Source organism: Paenibacillus sp. MMS18-CY102 (genome assembly GCF_009789195.1).
GTDB lineage: Bacteria > Bacillota > Bacilli > Paenibacillales > Paenibacillaceae > Paenibacillus_T.
This window is the reverse complement of record NZ_WSTC01000005.1, coordinates 1-15,425: the sequence shown is the minus strand read 5'-3', so window position 1 is coordinate 15,425 and position 15,425 is coordinate 1. Positions and strand designations below refer to the sequence as shown.

Genomic DNA, 15,425 nt, shown 5'->3' with positions numbered 1-15,425 from the left:
GATGATTGAATGCGAAGGCTTAGTGAAAATTTACAAAACCGACGATCTGGAAGTTGTCGCGCTGCAAGGCTTGAACTTGCGCGTCGAAGACGGCGAAATGATGGCGATCATCGGCAACAGCGGCAGCGGCAAGTCGACCCTTTTGAACATACTGGGGGGGCTTGACCGCCCGTCTGCCGGCTCGGTATCGGTTGGGCCGTGGGATTTGCTCAAGATTACAGAAGACCAGCTCGTCGAGTACAAACGGGACACGGTCGGCTTCATTTGGCAGAACAACGCACGCAACCTGCTCCCCTACTTGTCGGCGCTTGAGAATGTAGAAATGCCGATGATGCTGGCAGGCAAGGCGGATCGCAAGTATGCGAAGCAGTTGCTGGAATGGGTCGGCTTAAAAGACCGCATGTACAATAAGCTGCATCAGCTCTCCGGTGGCGAGCAGCAGCGTGTCGCGATTGCGATTTCGCTGTCTAACCGCCCGAAGATGCTGTTAGCAGACGAACCGACCGGCTCGGTCGATACGCGTACGGCGGATCTTATTATGGATATTTTCCGCCGCATGAATCGCGAGCTAGGCGTCACAATCGTCATCGTTACGCATGACCTTACGTTGGCGGGCAAGGTTGACCGGGTGGTCGCCATTCGGGATGGCTTAACGAGCACGGAGTTTATTAAGCGCAATCCGAATCTTGATGACGGCATTGTCGTTGGGTTAAGTGGGCTGCAAGAGGTGCATGAAGCATACGTGGTCGTGGATCGCGTTGGCAGGCTGCAGGTGCCCAAAGAATATTTGTCGGCGCTAAACATTACAGATAAAGCAACTATTGAGTTTGATGGCGAACGCATCGTTATCATGCCGCCGAAATCATTGGAGGGGTAATTACAAAATGACAAAAAGAACATGGTTTACACGCGTTGCATCCGTATCTGTCGCATTGACACTGGTTGTGCCAATGCTTGCTGCTTGTAGCGGGGGAGACAAAGACACGTCGGCTGAGCGCCGCGTGCTTCGAATCGGCACATTATATGGCGGGAAGGACAATGAGCCTTGGTTCCGCCAGCAGTATACCGATACGTTCGAGTATACGCATCCCAACGTTGATCTAGAGATCGTAAGCGCGATTAACTCCGATAGCCAACGTTATGAGCAATATGATCCGAAGAAGAAGCAGCCAGACGTTTATGAAGAACTGAAGAAGATGCTCACGGGCCAAAATCCGGTTGACGTCGTCGTTATCGACTACTCGCAGCTGAAGCGTTTGATCCAAGATAATCTGCTGCAGCAGCTGGACCCGCTCATTACCAAAGATAAGGTAGACCTGGCTGACTACGTGCCAACGGTTATCGATGGCATCAAACAAATTGGCGACGACAATATTTACGCACTGACGCCAACCTTCAATAGCTCGGCCTTATTCTATAATAAGAAACTGTTCAAAGACGCAGGCGTTCCTGTACCGACGGACAATATGCTTTGGCCGGATATTCTTGACCTTGCCCGCCGTGTGTCCAAAGGCGAAGGCAAAGACCGCCATTATGGCTTCACGTTCAACCGCTGGCCAGGAAGCAATGGCATTTGGGATGTTCAAAACTACTCCAGCGCGCTTCAACTGAAAATGTGGGATGACAAAGGCGAGAAAATGCTCGTGAACAAGCCAGGCTGGGAGAAAGCTTGGACGACGGTTGCCGGCCTCTACAAAGACGACATTATTCCAGACCAAGACGATGTGAACAAGGTGAACGAAAGCAAAAAGCCTTCGGATACGAATGTGTACAATCCGATGGAAGGCGACTGGTTCATGAATGGCAAAGTAGCGATGACGATTTCTGATTTCAGCTTTGTCAACGAGTTGAACAGTGCGAAGGATAACGCTGCCCAAATCAAAGGCTTCACGCCAGTCGATTGGGATGTTGTAACGGTGCCACAACATCAAGAACAAATGGGTGTTGGCGGCAACATCGGGCTTAGCCAGCTGATGGGCATTAACGCAAGCGCGCAAAATGCAGACGATGCATGGGAGTTTATTAAATTCTCTAACAGCCGTGAATGGGCGAAGCTGAAATCGCGCAGCCTGTACGAACTGACATCGCGCAAAGAATTCCTGAAAGTAGCAGACGGCTCAACGCCATTCAACATCAGCGCATTCTATACGCTGAAGCCAGTACCGCCAACTTCAACAGATGCCGACTCGCTCTATCGTGAGAAGCCAGGCATCTGGGAAGCGCAGAACCCTGGCAACGAGCTATTTAATGAAGTCGTCAAAGGCACCAAAACAACGAAAGAAGCGTTGGCTGAGTGGGAAACGAAAGGCAATGCGATTCTCGAGAAGCTTAAGACGAATCCGACGGGCCAAGCCGAAGGCGGCAGCTCGGTTGAAGTAAGACCGATGGTTAAATAAGCAACTTGCGATTGATTGATAGCTGAAATAGACAAAAAGCCTCTTACAGGGTGCCGGAAATAAGGCGCAGTTGTAAGAGGCTTTTTCATTTCTGTTTTTTTCATTGCCCATCCTCGCTCGTAGATGGAGCCTGACCGCCGCGAAACGGAAAAGTTTCGTACAGCGTCCAGTTGCCATGAATGGTACGTTGCAGCAGATGTAGCGCTTTGATTTCCATAGGGAAATCAAGAGTATGCATGCGTAATCCACCATAGGCATCGTGAAGCTCGTCAGGAGCCAAATTTTGCCCGATTGTAATGTGAGGGGTAAATGTGTACGGTATTACGTTAGCCAGCGTTAGAGGCCCTGTACAGACGGCTTGATGCAAGGCGATGATTGGATCAGGCTTCTCTAATGCCAGATAGATAACATGGGATGCTGGGAAAAACGAAGATACGCGATTAATGCGTACCGCAATTGGGGCAATTGTAGACGTGAATTGGTCCAGGTGGACACGTACAGCGGCTAACTGCTCGTCGTTCCAGCACTCGCTTTCACGAATCGTCATGTGCGGCGAGATAAGCCCATACTTCGGGTCCAGACGTTTGCGCAAGCTGTTCGCGAACTGCTGGACGACTTTGGAGGGAAAGGCTGCAAGGCCGTATTCCATCGTGTAGACCTCCTTCTAGAAGGCTAGCATAAGGGGGAACAATGCAAAGCCAATTGCACCCTTACTTAATTATATGCACACTGCTTGTTTTCACTGATTATGGGTACATTAAAAACAATCTCACATGAGATCAAACATTCGGAGGGATTGTAATGAAATGGATCTATTGGGGGCGGCTGTACGAGTCGAAGTTCCAAGCTGGCTGCTTAGTGCGGCGCATGGAGAACGATTGGTGGATCTACGGCTACGACAGCCCAACAGAGGTTGAAGTGTTCCGTTCGCGCAAGGGAAGATACGGCGTCCGCTATTTGCCATAACAGCCAAAAAGAAATTTCAAAAAAATGATTGACTTACAAATATAAAATATAGTATATTATTGTTTGTCTCGGTCGAGCAATTGCGGAAACGCGATGTGAGAGGGGCCCTTAGCTCAGTTGGTTAGAGCGGTCGGCTCATAACCGATTGGTCGGGGGTTCGAGTCCCTCAGGGCCCACCAGATTTTCTTTTTTGAACGTGCCGGGGTGGCGGAACAGGCAGACGCACAGGACTTAAAATCCTGCGGTGGGTGACCACCGTACGGGTTCGACCCCCGTCCTCGGCACTTCCCATTATTACAGGGATTTTGACTTCTTAAACCGAGTCAAATGTGCGAATATATTCTAATTAAAACTCCTTTTCATCACTTGTCTCAAAGAAGTGATCGAAAGGAGTTTTTTACATGTCTAGAGCACATGTAAAGGTTTAATCGTCATTCGCGGAGTGACAGGCTTGAGAAAAGGTACAAGCCGTTACTAGTCCAAACAGATCGCTTGAAATGGTTCGGGGAATTGATGTAAAGAGCAACTCCTTTGAGTTGCTCTTTTGTTTTGGACCCAGTTATCTTTTGTTGATCTTGAACAAAAGAAAAACCGCCCAAAAGAGCGGTTTATTCTAAACTATCGTATACATTTTATTCTTCTCGCGAAATAGTCCTTACCTTCAAACATTATTCTGTAATTCCGTTAGGCTGCTGCTTAATTTTTAAAAATCACGACCATACGCTTGCTTCCCATATATTCAACAGAAGTATTTAACTGCTCCGCCACAAAACGAACAGGAACGAAGGTACTGCCGTTCTTCAGTAGTAAAGGAGCATCTTGCATCACTGTTTGCTGGTTTACTTTTACCTGCCTGTTCCCTACAACCAAACGAAGCGTTTTGCCATCCTTCTGGATTGTTACCTCTTTGGTGCTCTGATTCCAATTCACGGTTGCCCCAAGCTTCTCGGAGATAAAGCGGATCGGCACATAAGTGCGTCCCGTCTGGATAAATGGCGCTGCGGTAATACGATAAGCACTGTCTCCAACATAAGCCGTAGTGCTGCCGATCACCAAGCGCTGTATCTTGCGTTGGCCGCCAGGCATATTATTTCCTGCCAGGTTGACGAATAATTTATATGTTTTTGAACCCTTGCTTAAATCTAAATAGTTATTATTCAGAGCAAGGGGTTCAATGAATGCACCCGTATCATAATACGGGGAGAAATTACGTTGTTGGATTGGCTCTAAATCCCACACGCGATTGTTGCTCAAATAGAGGTAACTCAAACCTTGAAGATTTCTCAATGGCTCCAAATCATAGATCTGGTTAGATGATAAATTCAGAGAAACCAAGTCAGTTAATTTAGACAAAGGAGCAAGATCTTTGATGTTATTAAACGCAGCATCGAGTGCCCTGACATTCACTAATCCTGCTAGCGGCTTCAGATCTGTGATCTTGTTGGAACTAATGGACAACCTACTCAGATTGACTAGTCCCGCTAGTGGTGAAAGATCATTAATTTGGTTGCTAGCTGCAGATAAATCTGTCATCTTCGTTAACATCCTGAGGGGCTTAATATCCTCGATTTGATTGCTGCTTAAAGCGAGCTTCGTCACATGAATTGCATATTCCAAACCTTGCAAACTTTTAATTCCTTTACCCGATAAATTAACGTCGGTCAGTGACTCTAAATCCTCTTTAGTTAGTGGTTCATCGCCATTTTTATTTAATAATGACTTAAGCGCTAGTTCTAGATTGGGATCCTCAATAGTAACAGGCTGCTGGCTAGAAGCCTCCATGTAAGCCTGTCCTGGCAAGCCCAAACCTAGGACAACAATAATTAATAATCCAGCAAGATATTTCTTCATTCTAACCATTTCCTCTCTAATCACTGTATAAGCACATTATTTCATAATAACACTTGAGTTCCACGTGACGTGCAGGTAAATAACGGAAAACGATAAATCGAATATGTTCGATATAAAAAAACGGCGTACAAACCAATACAGTTTGTACGCCGTTTTTTATTTCGTTCCCTTACTCCCCATCCCCGTTATTCTCACCCATCAAACTCAACAGCGCAGCAGGAATCGCGAACTGCTGGTTGTTGATCATCAGCTTCAACTGTTCTTCCTCTTCAGCCGCATTGGCTTCCTTGATCTCAGAGATTTCGCGATGGAGGCGTTCCATCTGTTGGTCCAATGCCGTGGCGGAGTTGGCCGCTGCTTTGAGCTCTTGGAGCAGGCGGAGCGGGACTTCTTCGTTGTATTTATAGAAGATTTTGTGCTCGAGGCTTGCCCAGAAGTCCATAGCGATCGTTCGGATTTGCACCTCTACACACACATGCTCAAGGCCGTCAGACATATAGATGGGTACTTCAATTAATAAGTGCAGGCTCTGGTAACCATTTGGCTTCGGATTTTTTATGTAGTCTTTTACTTCAAGAATTTTAAGATCGTGCTGGCGGTGGAGCATGTCATTGATGCGATAAATATCGGAGATGAACGAGCAGGTAATGCGCAGGCCGGCGATATCTTTAATGTTCGTCCGAATGTTTTCGAGCGATAGGTCGCAGCCTTTGCGGATGAGCTTGTTCATCATGCTTTCTGGGGATTTTAGCCGGGATTTTGTATGCTCGATTGGGTTGTACTCATGGAGCAGATGAAATTCTTCCTTAAGAATTTCGATTTTGGTTTCCATTTCGTCGAGCGCGAATTTGTACACCATTAAGAAGCGGGTAATCTTATTTTTGAATGTTTTAAAATGATCCATCGGATACTGCATATTCATCTCTATAACTCCCTCCATCTCCCGTGATGTGCATCTAAATGTAACATCACAACTTGAGCATATTACAAATGATGGTCGTAAGCAAATCGGCTGCTGCGTTGTCACCCTAGGATGCGTCCGGTATACTGGACGGTAACATAGGATGAGGTGAGAGGATGAGCAAGTTAAAGCAGCAGGATTGGCTGGAGAAGCTCGGGGACGAGCTGGTGCAGCCTTATTTTGAACAATTGCAATTAAAGCTGGACGATCAGTACGAGGGGGAGACGGTTTTCCCGCCGCGTGAGCATGTGTTTAACGCGCTAGAGTACACCTCCTACGAACAGACGCGTGTTGTCATTATTGGACAAGACCCCTACCATGGCGAAGGGCAGGCGAACGGCCTGAGCTTCTCTGTACGCCCTGGCGTTCGGATACCGCCATCGCTGCGGAACATTTATAAAGAACTGAACGAGGATATCGGCTGCCCGATTCCTGATCATGGTTCGCTGGAGTCGTGGGCCAAGCAGGGCGTTCTCCTTCTTAATAGCGTATTAACCGTGCGGGAGGGCCAGCCAAACTCCCATAAGAAGCTTGGATGGGAGCGATTTACGGATCGTGTTATTGCAGTGCTGAACGAGCGTGCAACGCCGGTTGTGTTCGTGTTGTGGGGCAGCCATGCACAGGAGAAAGCCGCTGCTATCGCGCAAGATAAGCATGGCATTATTGCTTCCGTACATCCAAGCCCGTTAGCTGCGCGCAAAGGCTTCTTCGGCAGCCGGCCATTCAGCCGGGCGAATGAGCTCTTAATGGGCTGGGGGCTTGCGCCAATCGATTGGCGAATACCGATGAAAGCAGATTTGCCGGAAAATGAGCGAGCCTAAGCGTTCCAGCGTACGTTGGCTAAACCCAGCATCAGGTTTTCTGGACGGCTACAGCCATACAGTGAATCCTTATGTAGGCTGTACCTTTGGCTGCTCATACTGCTATGTCCGTCGAATGCCGATCGGGTTGTTCAATCCGGAGCCATGGGGGGATTGGGTCAAAGCGAAAGCATTAGATGAGGGCAAATTCAGGCGAGAGTGGCTTCGTGAAGCGGGCAAAGGGCCATTGCGCCTGTTTATGGCGTCGGTAACGGATCCTTATCAGCCGATCGAGCATGAACAGCGGCTTACGCGCCGTTTGCTGGAATTAATGGCAGAACAGCCGCCCGACTATTTGCTTTTGCAAACGCGCAGCCCGCTTGTGACGAGGGATATCGATATTCTCCAAAAGCTAGGCGCAACCGTCCGCGTCAGCATGACCGTGGAGACGGATTTGGAACCGATACGGAAGCTATTTGCTCCGCAATCGCCGCCGCTTGCAGCACGCATGCGTGCGCTTCGCGAACTCTCAGCCGCAGGGATTGCCGTACAGGCGGCCGTGTCACCGCTGCTGCCTGCATCGCCAGATTTTGCAGAAAAGCTCGGTGAGCTGGCTCCCCGTATCGTCGTGGACGATTTTTTTCGAGGGGATGGAAGCGGGGGCAAGCGCACGGCACAGCTCAAGATCCGGCAGCTTTATGAGCAAGCAGGGATGCTGGAGCAATACAGTGCGAGGTACGCGGATCTGTTTGTGCGGGAACTGAAGGAGAGGCTGCCAAGGCACGAAATTCGGTTTAGCCAGGAAGGGTTCGCGCCGGATTAAATGCAGTGGGAACTATCATCCGGACAAATGCGATGAAGGTAATGGGCAAAAATGGTGAACCGAAGCCTACAAAGGCCAACAAAAAAGGAGTGCGCCAATCGATGGCGTACTCCTTTTTGGCATATGGCTTGTAGCTGCTTAGCTTGCTTTAGCTGATGAACCAACGCTCCCGCTGGAACTGGCCGCTGGATCGTTTCCGCCAGCAACTTGAAGCGTCGGCCTGTAATCGGAGGAAACGTACGTTTTCACCGTCACCGTCGTAATGACTTGGGGGTAGACGCGATCGGGGTCGGGTGGGATCGATATTATCGAGATAATCGCCTGGTCGCCTTCGAAGGTGATGGACTGAACGCGTACGCCATAGCCCGGGTTCGGCACATCAGCCGTGATCGTTACCTCATTTACTGCCTTCGTAACAGGAGCTATGCTTAGTTTCGCGTCGTAAAAGAAGGCCGGAACGTTTCCGCCGCCCGTCGTAGGCTGCGATTGGTCCTTCACGAATGCGATGCCATCATGCAGCCATGCTGCGGCGTCGCCGCGTTTGATCTGCTTCGTTGGGTAAAACTTCTGGCTGCTGTCCAGCGAGACGATATGCGTGATGAGCAGCTTTTGGATACTGTCCATGTATGCGGGGTTAATGTCCTTCTCGTCCTTGATCATGTTGTAAATATCGATGAAAGCAAAGTCATGCCCATGCGTCATCGCTTTGAACAAATGGTGTGCGAATTGTTCTCTCGTCATTGGAGCGCTCGGCTTCACATCCTGGGGAATGTCTAGCCCTGTGTATTCCGCAATGATGAATGCAGAGGAGTACCACTTATCGTCTTTCACGTTCGGGAAGTGGTCGCTAGCCTTAGGTTCTTTGACAAACCGGATGTTATCGATGTTAAGCCCGAAACCTTTGACAAGCATGGCTACACCTTCTGCATAAGTCAGCGTACTGCCGGGACGGTACTTGCCGCCATGCCCAGCGATAATCCCTTGTTCCTGCAGGGAATCGATTTTGCCCTCGTTAGGATCGCCTTTCGTATCAGAGAACGCAAAAACGGACTGTCCGAATGCCAACAGGCCGGCCAGTAGGAGCAGCGTAAGCAAGGCCATTCGTTTCATTAGCCATCATCCTTTCTTGGATAGGAATCTATTGTCATAGACGGCATAATCGCGATAAGGTTGCAGCCAAGCGGCGGAGATTTGGATTAGCCAATCAGATCCTGTAAGCCATTCGTAAATATATGCCATGCAAAATAGAGCAGCAGCACGGCTGCGCTAGCAGAGATAATGCGAACGAAGGTTTGTCCAAATGCAGCGCCTGACCAAGCGCTTAATCGCGCAATTGTAGCCGACCAGGCTAGTCCAGCGAAGAAGAAGCCGGCTATAAACCATTCTAGCCCATAACCGAACGTGAATTTCATCCCGCCAACAATCGGTCCAGCGATGAGCGCGAACCACATGATCGTCGTAGGGGATGAGAGGGCAAGCAGGATGCCGGTTAGCCAATGCTGTTTTAGGCTTTTTCTAGATTGGGAGGGGGCTTGTTGATCGGCAGGAGCTGTTCCCGGTTTAGGCCGATAGGCATCACGCGCCATCTGAATCGCTAACCATACTAAATATATCGTGCCTACCGTCCAGAGCGGCCATCGAATGAATGGGTACTCGAATAGGAAGCTAACGCCTAGCAGGGCCAGCGTCAGATAGATTAAGTCGCCGAAGCAGGAACCAAATCCGACCATGAACGATTTGCGAAAGCCTTGCTCTACGCCGACCTTGATAATAGCGACATTCACAATCCCGAGATCAAAACATAACGATAATGAAAACATAAATCCTTGTCCGAATGGGATGAAGTTGCTCATGACGGTTGCTCCTTAAAATGGTGAATATCGTGAAAGGAAATTTGGAGCAGGGATGCTCTTCTTGCAGGTGGTTAATTGCGTATCGTTACGCGTGTGCCGACGCCAACGAGTGTGGAGAGTGCCAGCACGTCCTTATTATACATGCGGATACAGCCATGGGATACGACTTTGCCGATTGAAGCGGGGTTATCGGTGCCGTGAATGCCATAGTGGGGCTTGGAAAGCCCCATCCAGAAGGCGCCGAACGGCCCGCCGGGATTGCTTTGCTTATTAATGATACGAAACTCACCGGTAGGTGTACGGGTTAACATTTTGCCAATGCCAACGGGGTAAGCATTGACTACGATATCGCCATCGAGCAGGTAAAGCTGTCTGTCCGACAAATCGACGATAATCCGATAATTGGGCATAGTGATCCCTCCGGGTTTATCGTATGCCGTGATTAGGGTGTATGACCGGGTTTCTGCTTACTTACCGCTGTAGCACGCGTGCAATATAGATGGAACGAAGGTTATAGGCAATATGGATTATGATCGGCAGTAATAACGATCCTGAGGCCATGTACAAATAGCCCATGATCAGGCCAAACATGATCGAGTTCGATATGCCGCGCAGCCCCTGCATGAAGTGGCCAATGCCGAAGAGCAGGGAAGCGATGAGGTACGACAGTGTTGGCGTCAGCCCTGTTTGATTGATCAAATATTGATACATAAACCCTCGATAAATAATTTCCTCGCAAATGCCAACCGTAACGGTGACAAACCCAAATTGAATCTGCTCGCTTGTTGAGATGGGATACAGCCGATCGTCGTAATTGCTTCTGACCATATCTTTGAACTGCTGATGATAAGGCATGAGTGCTAATGGAAGGATGGTGGTCAGGATTAAATAAGCGATGAGGCACCAAATTGCAATGTCCCATAATGCACCGAAAGTAACTGGCGTATTGGACCGGTATAGTTCTCCTAGTGGATTGTCGATTAGGATCAAGATGACAATAGACCAGTTAATCAGATGTATGAAAACGTATCCCGATTCTTTACTAGCGGCACCTGCTTGCTGTTTTCTCGTTCTATAGTAGTTATAAGCAGGTAGGATAAAAAGTACAATTAGAATAACATATAGTCCCATGTTTGACACTCTCCTGTAATTGACGCCCGATATCGGGCATGATAATATTGGAATAATATGTGTGCCCGATAACGGGCGAAAGGGGTGTTGAACATTTTGAATCGAAAGTGTGACCCACTTGACTTAATAATAGGAACGGATGATGCTGCGAAGCTTTGGAATATATCGCAAGACCATGTAAAGCGGCTCTGTAGAGAGGGAAGGTGTACTGCTAAACAGATCGGGAAAACATGGATCATACTTAAGGATCAGGCGAACCCAACGAAACATAATAAGGATGTGTGAATGGGATGTTTGAACTAATAATCAAATTAGCACTTGCATTAATTTTTTGTTGTTCAACAACCATATTGATGTTCACAATGTTTAAAATCCCAATCAAGGCAAATGACAAACAAATTACTATATTCGCGTTGATATTAGGGTTTGTGAATTTTTATTTTAAATTTATTCTCGGTTCTCCGCTTGTTTTCTTTTATCAAGTTGTTTCCTTCGTTATTTTACTAATGATTCTAAGAAGATATCCTATATTGTATGCTGTTATTGTAGCAGCAACAGGATTTATTTGCTCAGGATTAATTGATGCTATAGTTTCATTAGGGGCACAATTACTAAATGTAACAGTTGATCAAATGATTAATGATTTGAAAGTTTATATAATTTTACATGTCATTACTACCATTTTATATTTGATGGCAGCGTTTGGTTTGCAAAAGTTTAATATTGGATTCTCATTTGTTAAACGGAGGTTTTCTAGCAGAAACAATATATCTAATGCTAACTATTTATGGGGAGCAATGATGATAGTGGCTATGATCGTTATGACTTTTTTATCACAGCCCTCCGTCATTAATACATTAAATATGTACATTATTATAATGGTCGGGATATTGTTTATAGCAAGCATCTGTTATGCTTACATTCAAAATAAATTATCATTAGTTGATCGATATGGAAATCAAGAAAGGAATGTTCATAAATAAAACTATCAGAGTCGATCTCAAATAAAATTGTTACATCTATAAAAACGAATGATCCAGAATCTTCTTCTGTAGCGGTCTTGAAGTATGCATTGGATAATCTAATAAATTTGGCTATCTACATGCTTATTGTACTCATAATTAGTATAATTACTGGTGATTTTGTTACTGGGCTTATAGCAGTTGTTGCATTTCCTCTTTTGCGTTATTTTAGTGGTGGATTACATTTTAAATCAGTGAATGTATGCAATATTATTTCTAGCTTACTTGTATTAATTTGTATATATAATAATATAGATTTTTGGTATACTGGTGTTGTTATGAACGCAACTGCTTTAATTATTTTGGTAATAACGGCTCCAGCAAATGTACCAAGAAGTAATCTAAAGCAACATGAATACAAATATTTAAAAATGATTGTTGCAGTAATTGTTGGATTAAACTTTTATTTTCAAATGTCTGTGCTGTCTCTTGTTTTCTTTATTCAAGCGCTTACTACTTTGCCGGTAGCCCAAAAACTGCTCGATAAGTACAAACTGTAAGAAGAAGGGGAGGTAATGCAATGCGTGTAATGGCTGCTAAACTCGCTAATAAAGTTCTTACATCGGTCGCAAAGAAGTTGGTAAAGACGAATTGTATTTTTATTTGCCATCGGTCAGAAGCCCCAGAAGAGCTATTCCAACGTTAAAAAAAGCCCAGATCATTTAAATGATCTGGGCTTTTTTTTACGCCTTATCGTTTCTAAACGTTAGCATTGGCAGCGAATTCAGGAATGTTTTATTAATTTGATCGATTCCTTTAAGCAAATTGAACCCGAAAGCTAATTTATCTCGGTACACGATCTTCTCCACGCCTCTTAGATCAGAGTTGTGGTGCTTGATCAGAAGGTGCACCGTGTCCTCCTGCCGATCGTTATCCATCATGGAATTGAGTACAATCTGGTAACCATTAAGATCAGCGTAAATCCCTACGATTCTTTTGCCCAACAGACAATAGTCTATTGTTATTCCAAGTTTTCTGGCTGTTTCATAAGGTGATTCGTTCATCATATTAGGCCTCCCAATGCTTTGATATTTCCTGAAATAATCGGTTTTAATGCTTGTGTACTAATTTGTTGGCAACAACTCCTCTAGAAGCAATGAATCGATGATGTTCAAACAAGATAGTTCATATGTAAGGAATAGGCCATTGGGTACCTTGTGGTCTATTTGTCGCGTGTAAATGGATGTTTTTGTATATGAGATTGTATCATTGGCAAAACGAAAACTATGTCGTTTCTTGTCGAAAGTGTTAATTATTTTTTTCGTGCAATGTTTCTCGCGTTCAAAAACTCAATGAAATCAATTGCATACGCTAAGTCGATATCGGATAAATCATTTCTAATTAGTTCTTTTATACGATCTATGACATGTATTTGTACAGGCCGCATGTCATCTTCTTTAATGAAAGTCTGATAAGGGTCATTCGTACGGCCAATCAAATAGTCGATCGAAACTTTAAATAAATCTGCTAAATTCCTAAGTGTCTCAAGATTTGGTGAAGTGCCTTTTGTTTCATAACCGGCTATATCTGCTCTTTTTTTACTAACGGCTATCGCTACGTCGTGTTGGGTCATATTGCGTTGTTCACGAAGCTCTTTAAGGCGCTCGCCAAATGTCATTGCATTCGATCCTTTCTTTTAAAGCGATTAAGTGAATTTAAAACACACGAAACTTTAAACTCGGAATTTTCGTAAGTGTCTTTATTTATTTATATCTGATTTTACAGTGTGTTTAAGAGGCATACAATTGGAACGAGTGTTCTGTTTCGTTATTGTTTCGTGCTTTTGGTTTGTGATTTTAAATCACAAGTTAGTGGATGTGTGTGTATTGGCAAGAGGAGGCAGAGTGAGAAAACCAATCGGCTTCTCTTTTTGTAAAATTGGGTGAAATTTTTGAGTCCAAATCCGATATAGTTGGTAGTCTTGCTCCTAATTCTGGATAATTATTTTTGATATGGGTTTAATGGTGTTGTCTTACACATAACTTTTCATCGATTGGTGCAAGTGAAACAGAGTACGAACATGGAAACGCTGCATGCACTCATACGCATTGCCGCGCTTTTTGGAGTGCAGAGAATGGAGATATGCGTATTGAGCAGCGATTGGGCGAGCATGCCAAGCACGTGGCTGAATTTTTCGTGAATGAAGGAGATGGCGAAATGGCAATATCGGCAGTTAGCTATGACCAATTGAGGGTTCTACCGTTTAATGTTAGTTTGCACCATGTAAAGCTAACGAAAAAAGTGAATGATCATGCCAGATTATTAGTTACTGGAATCCTCCCAGAAGCAAATGAAAATGATTACGCACGTTTGGCCGATGAGCAAACGCATATTGAGCTTGTATATAAAGATAACAACAGAAAGCAACAGCGGTTGTTTCATGGCGACATCCTTCGGTTTCATGTGAGAGTCGAGAATCAAGTCAGTTGGCTGGAAGTAGAAGCGATCTCCCATACACACGCAATGGACCTCAAGCATGAAACACATTCCTTTCAGAACAAGTCTCTGCCTATCCCCGATTTAATGCAGAATATTAGTGACAGCTATTCTAAAGGAGCAGTATTCAATACGTTCGATGAGAACAAGCGGCTAGACTCCTATATCCTGCAATATCAAGAGACAGACTGGCAGTTTCTGAAGCGTCTTGCTTCTCACTACCACACCGTACTCGTTCCTGTGACAACAGAGGATAGCGTTCGTGTGTATTTGGGCATTCCTGACCATTGTGATGCAGGCAAGCTTGAGGCTACGCATTACCGGATGTATAAGGACATGCTCGCTTACCAGAAAGAAACGGCAAATGAGAAGAGTGGGCTTAGCGAACAAGATTTTATATGTTATGAAGTGAAGTCGAATGACCGGGTGCTTGAGTTAGGCGACAAAGTCACCTTTAAAGGCCAAAAGCTTCATGTTTTTGAAGTGCTTACTGAAATGAAGCAAGGCCTGCTAACACATCAATATACGCTCTGCAATGCCAAGGCTGCTTATAGAAGAAAAAGATACAATTCTGCGTTAATTGGAGCATCGATTTCTGGGAAAGTAATGGAGGTCGTCCGAGACGAGGTCAAAGTACAGCTTGAATTTGATCAAGACTGGAGTCTAGCGAAAGCTATTCTTTTCCCCTATTCAACGATGTATGCATCAGACGACCAGACCGGCTGGTACTGTATGCCAGAGAAAGGGGACAGTGTCCGCATCTATTTTCCGAATGCGAAGGAAGCAGAAGGGATCGCGCTTAGTTCGGTACGGAAAAAACTGCCTAACGAGGCTTTGGCAAGCAGCTCGGGAGGGCATGGACAGAATAGCAAGACAACGGTCGTTCAACAAGAACAGTTACAGCCTATTATCAATTATGACAAAGATTTAAAAGACGACCTGATGGCTAATCCAAACACGAAGTTTTTGCTTACTCCGACAGGGCAGAAGATTACTTTCGAGGAAGATAAAATCACAATTACAGGAGCAACTGGTGGGGCAACCATCACACTCACAAGCGAAGGCACCATTATTCTGAATTGCGAGAAAAAAATTATGCTGCAAGCGAGCAAACAAATTGAAATGGTCTCTGAATCTATTATGATGGTCGCCAATCAAATTGAAATGTCCACGAAGGAAGGCAAAG

General features: G+C 45.6%; 19 protein-coding genes and 2 tRNA genes. 12 read left to right on the top strand and 9 right to left on the bottom strand.

Going from position 1 to position 15,425, the window contains the following annotated elements:
- Position 1: 1 nt before the first annotated feature.
- Positions 2-877, top strand: a complete 876-nt coding sequence (locus tag GON22_RS04815; RefSeq protein WP_160394979.1) for an ABC transporter ATP-binding protein — start codon at positions 2-4, stop codon at positions 875-877.
- A gap of 7 nt (positions 878-884) precedes the next feature.
- Positions 885-2,396, top strand: a complete 1,512-nt coding sequence (locus GON22_RS04810) for an ABC transporter substrate-binding protein (protein WP_160394978.1) — start codon at positions 885-887, stop codon at positions 2,394-2,396.
- Positions 2,397-2,496: 100 nt separating this feature from the next.
- Here GON22_RS04810 and GON22_RS04805 read toward each other — a convergent pair whose 3' ends face one another.
- The gene (locus GON22_RS04805; protein ID WP_160394977.1) at positions 2,497-3,045 is read right to left on the bottom strand and encodes a 2'-5' RNA ligase family protein; all 549 of its coding nucleotides are present in this window, start codon (positions 3,043-3,045) and stop codon (positions 2,497-2,499) included.
- Between the two features lie 152 nt (positions 3,046-3,197).
- Between GON22_RS04805 and GON22_RS25670 the strand changes: the two genes are divergently transcribed.
- The 3 genes from GON22_RS25670 to GON22_RS04795 all read left to right on the top strand — a co-directional run bounded on the left by GON22_RS25670 (position 3,198) and on the right by GON22_RS04795 (position 3,646).
- On the top strand, positions 3,198-3,362 hold the full coding sequence (locus tag GON22_RS25670) for a hypothetical protein (protein ID WP_202113091.1): 165 nt from the start codon (positions 3,198-3,200) through the stop codon (positions 3,360-3,362).
- A 102-nt stretch (positions 3,363-3,464) separates the two neighbouring features.
- Positions 3,465-3,541, top strand: a tRNA-Ile gene (locus tag GON22_RS04800).
- Positions 3,542-3,560: 19 nt separating this feature from the next.
- Positions 3,561-3,646, top strand: a tRNA-Leu gene (locus GON22_RS04795).
- Positions 3,647-4,058: 412 nt separating this feature from the next.
- Here GON22_RS04795 and GON22_RS04790 read toward each other — a convergent pair.
- Complete coding sequence (locus tag GON22_RS04790) at positions 4,059-5,213, bottom strand: stalk domain-containing protein (protein ID WP_160394976.1); 1,155 nt, start codon at positions 5,211-5,213, stop codon at positions 4,059-4,061.
- A gap of 169 nt (positions 5,214-5,382) precedes the next feature.
- Complete coding sequence (locus GON22_RS04785; RefSeq protein ID WP_160394975.1) at positions 5,383-6,135, bottom strand: GTP pyrophosphokinase; 753 nt, start codon at positions 6,133-6,135, stop codon at positions 5,383-5,385.
- Between the two features lie 155 nt (positions 6,136-6,290).
- Between GON22_RS04785 and GON22_RS04780 the strand changes: the two genes are divergently transcribed.
- Positions 6,291-6,995 carry a uracil-DNA glycosylase gene (locus GON22_RS04780; RefSeq protein WP_160394974.1) on the top strand — a complete coding sequence of 235 codons (705 nt, stop codon included), beginning with the start codon at positions 6,291-6,293 and terminating at the stop codon, positions 6,993-6,995.
- Complete coding sequence (locus GON22_RS04775) at positions 6,982-7,797, top strand: SPL family radical SAM protein (RefSeq protein ID WP_160394973.1); 816 nt, start codon at positions 6,982-6,984, stop codon at positions 7,795-7,797. The genes GON22_RS04780 and GON22_RS04775 overlap by 14 nt, the downstream gene beginning before the upstream one ends.
- 138 nt (positions 7,798-7,935) lie before the next feature.
- Here GON22_RS04775 and GON22_RS04770 read toward each other — a convergent pair whose 3' ends face one another.
- The 4 genes from GON22_RS04770 to GON22_RS04755 all read right to left on the bottom strand — a co-directional run bounded on the left by GON22_RS04770 (position 7,936) and on the right by GON22_RS04755 (position 10,781).
- Positions 7,936-8,907 carry an S-layer homology domain-containing protein gene (locus tag GON22_RS04770; protein ID WP_160394972.1) on the bottom strand — a complete coding sequence of 324 codons (972 nt, stop codon included), beginning with the start codon at positions 8,905-8,907 and terminating at the stop codon, positions 7,936-7,938.
- An 86-nt stretch (positions 8,908-8,993) separates the two neighbouring features.
- Positions 8,994-9,650, bottom strand: coding sequence for a LysE family translocator (locus GON22_RS04765; RefSeq protein WP_160394971.1), 657 nt, complete (start codon positions 9,648-9,650; stop codon positions 8,994-8,996).
- A 71-nt stretch (positions 9,651-9,721) separates the two neighbouring features.
- A complete protein-coding gene (locus tag GON22_RS04760; RefSeq protein ID WP_160394970.1) occupies positions 9,722-10,060 on the bottom strand; it encodes a L,D-transpeptidase in 339 nt (112 codons plus the stop codon).
- 61 nt (positions 10,061-10,121) lie between these two features.
- Positions 10,122-10,781: a CPBP family intramembrane glutamic endopeptidase gene (locus GON22_RS04755; protein WP_160394969.1), complete on the bottom strand. Its 660-nt coding sequence runs from the start codon at positions 10,779-10,781 to the stop codon at positions 10,122-10,124.
- 84 nt (positions 10,782-10,865) lie between these two features.
- On the opposite strand from GON22_RS04755, the gene GON22_RS26520 reads away from it, so the two are divergent.
- From GON22_RS26520 to GON22_RS26680, 4 genes are read left to right on the top strand one after another with little or no spacing between them, the layout of a single operon-like run.
- Positions 10,866-11,066 carry a helix-turn-helix domain-containing protein gene (locus tag GON22_RS26520; RefSeq protein ID WP_336604263.1) on the top strand — a complete coding sequence of 67 codons (201 nt, stop codon included), beginning with the start codon at positions 10,866-10,868 and terminating at the stop codon, positions 11,064-11,066.
- A gap of 5 nt (positions 11,067-11,071) precedes the next feature.
- Positions 11,072-11,764, top strand: coding sequence for a hypothetical protein (locus GON22_RS04750; RefSeq protein WP_160394968.1), 693 nt, complete (start codon positions 11,072-11,074; stop codon positions 11,762-11,764).
- The gene (locus GON22_RS04745; RefSeq protein ID WP_160395130.1) at positions 11,761-12,303 is read left to right on the top strand and encodes an accessory gene regulator B family protein; all 543 of its coding nucleotides are present in this window, start codon (positions 11,761-11,763) and stop codon (positions 12,301-12,303) included. The genes GON22_RS04750 and GON22_RS04745 overlap by 4 nt, the downstream gene beginning before the upstream one ends.
- Before the next feature lie 20 nt (positions 12,304-12,323).
- A complete protein-coding gene (locus GON22_RS26680) occupies positions 12,324-12,449 on the top strand; it encodes a cyclic lactone autoinducer peptide (RefSeq protein WP_160394967.1) in 126 nt (41 codons plus the stop codon).
- Between the two features lie 37 nt (positions 12,450-12,486).
- Here the strand turns inward: GON22_RS26680 and GON22_RS04735 are convergent, their stop codons facing one another.
- Together GON22_RS04735 and GON22_RS04730 are read right to left on the bottom strand one after the other, a co-directional pair.
- A complete protein-coding gene (locus tag GON22_RS04735; RefSeq protein ID WP_160394966.1) occupies positions 12,487-12,810 on the bottom strand; it encodes a hypothetical protein in 324 nt (107 codons plus the stop codon).
- Positions 12,811-13,055: 245 nt separating this feature from the next.
- Complete coding sequence (locus GON22_RS04730; RefSeq protein ID WP_160394965.1) at positions 13,056-13,421, bottom strand: helix-turn-helix domain-containing protein; 366 nt, start codon at positions 13,419-13,421, stop codon at positions 13,056-13,058.
- A gap of 464 nt (positions 13,422-13,885) precedes the next feature.
- Here GON22_RS04730 and GON22_RS04725 point away from each other — a divergent pair.
- Positions 13,886-15,425: contractile injection system protein, VgrG/Pvc8 family (locus GON22_RS04725; RefSeq protein ID WP_160394964.1), on the top strand; the 1,540-nt coding region annotated here is incomplete at its 3' end.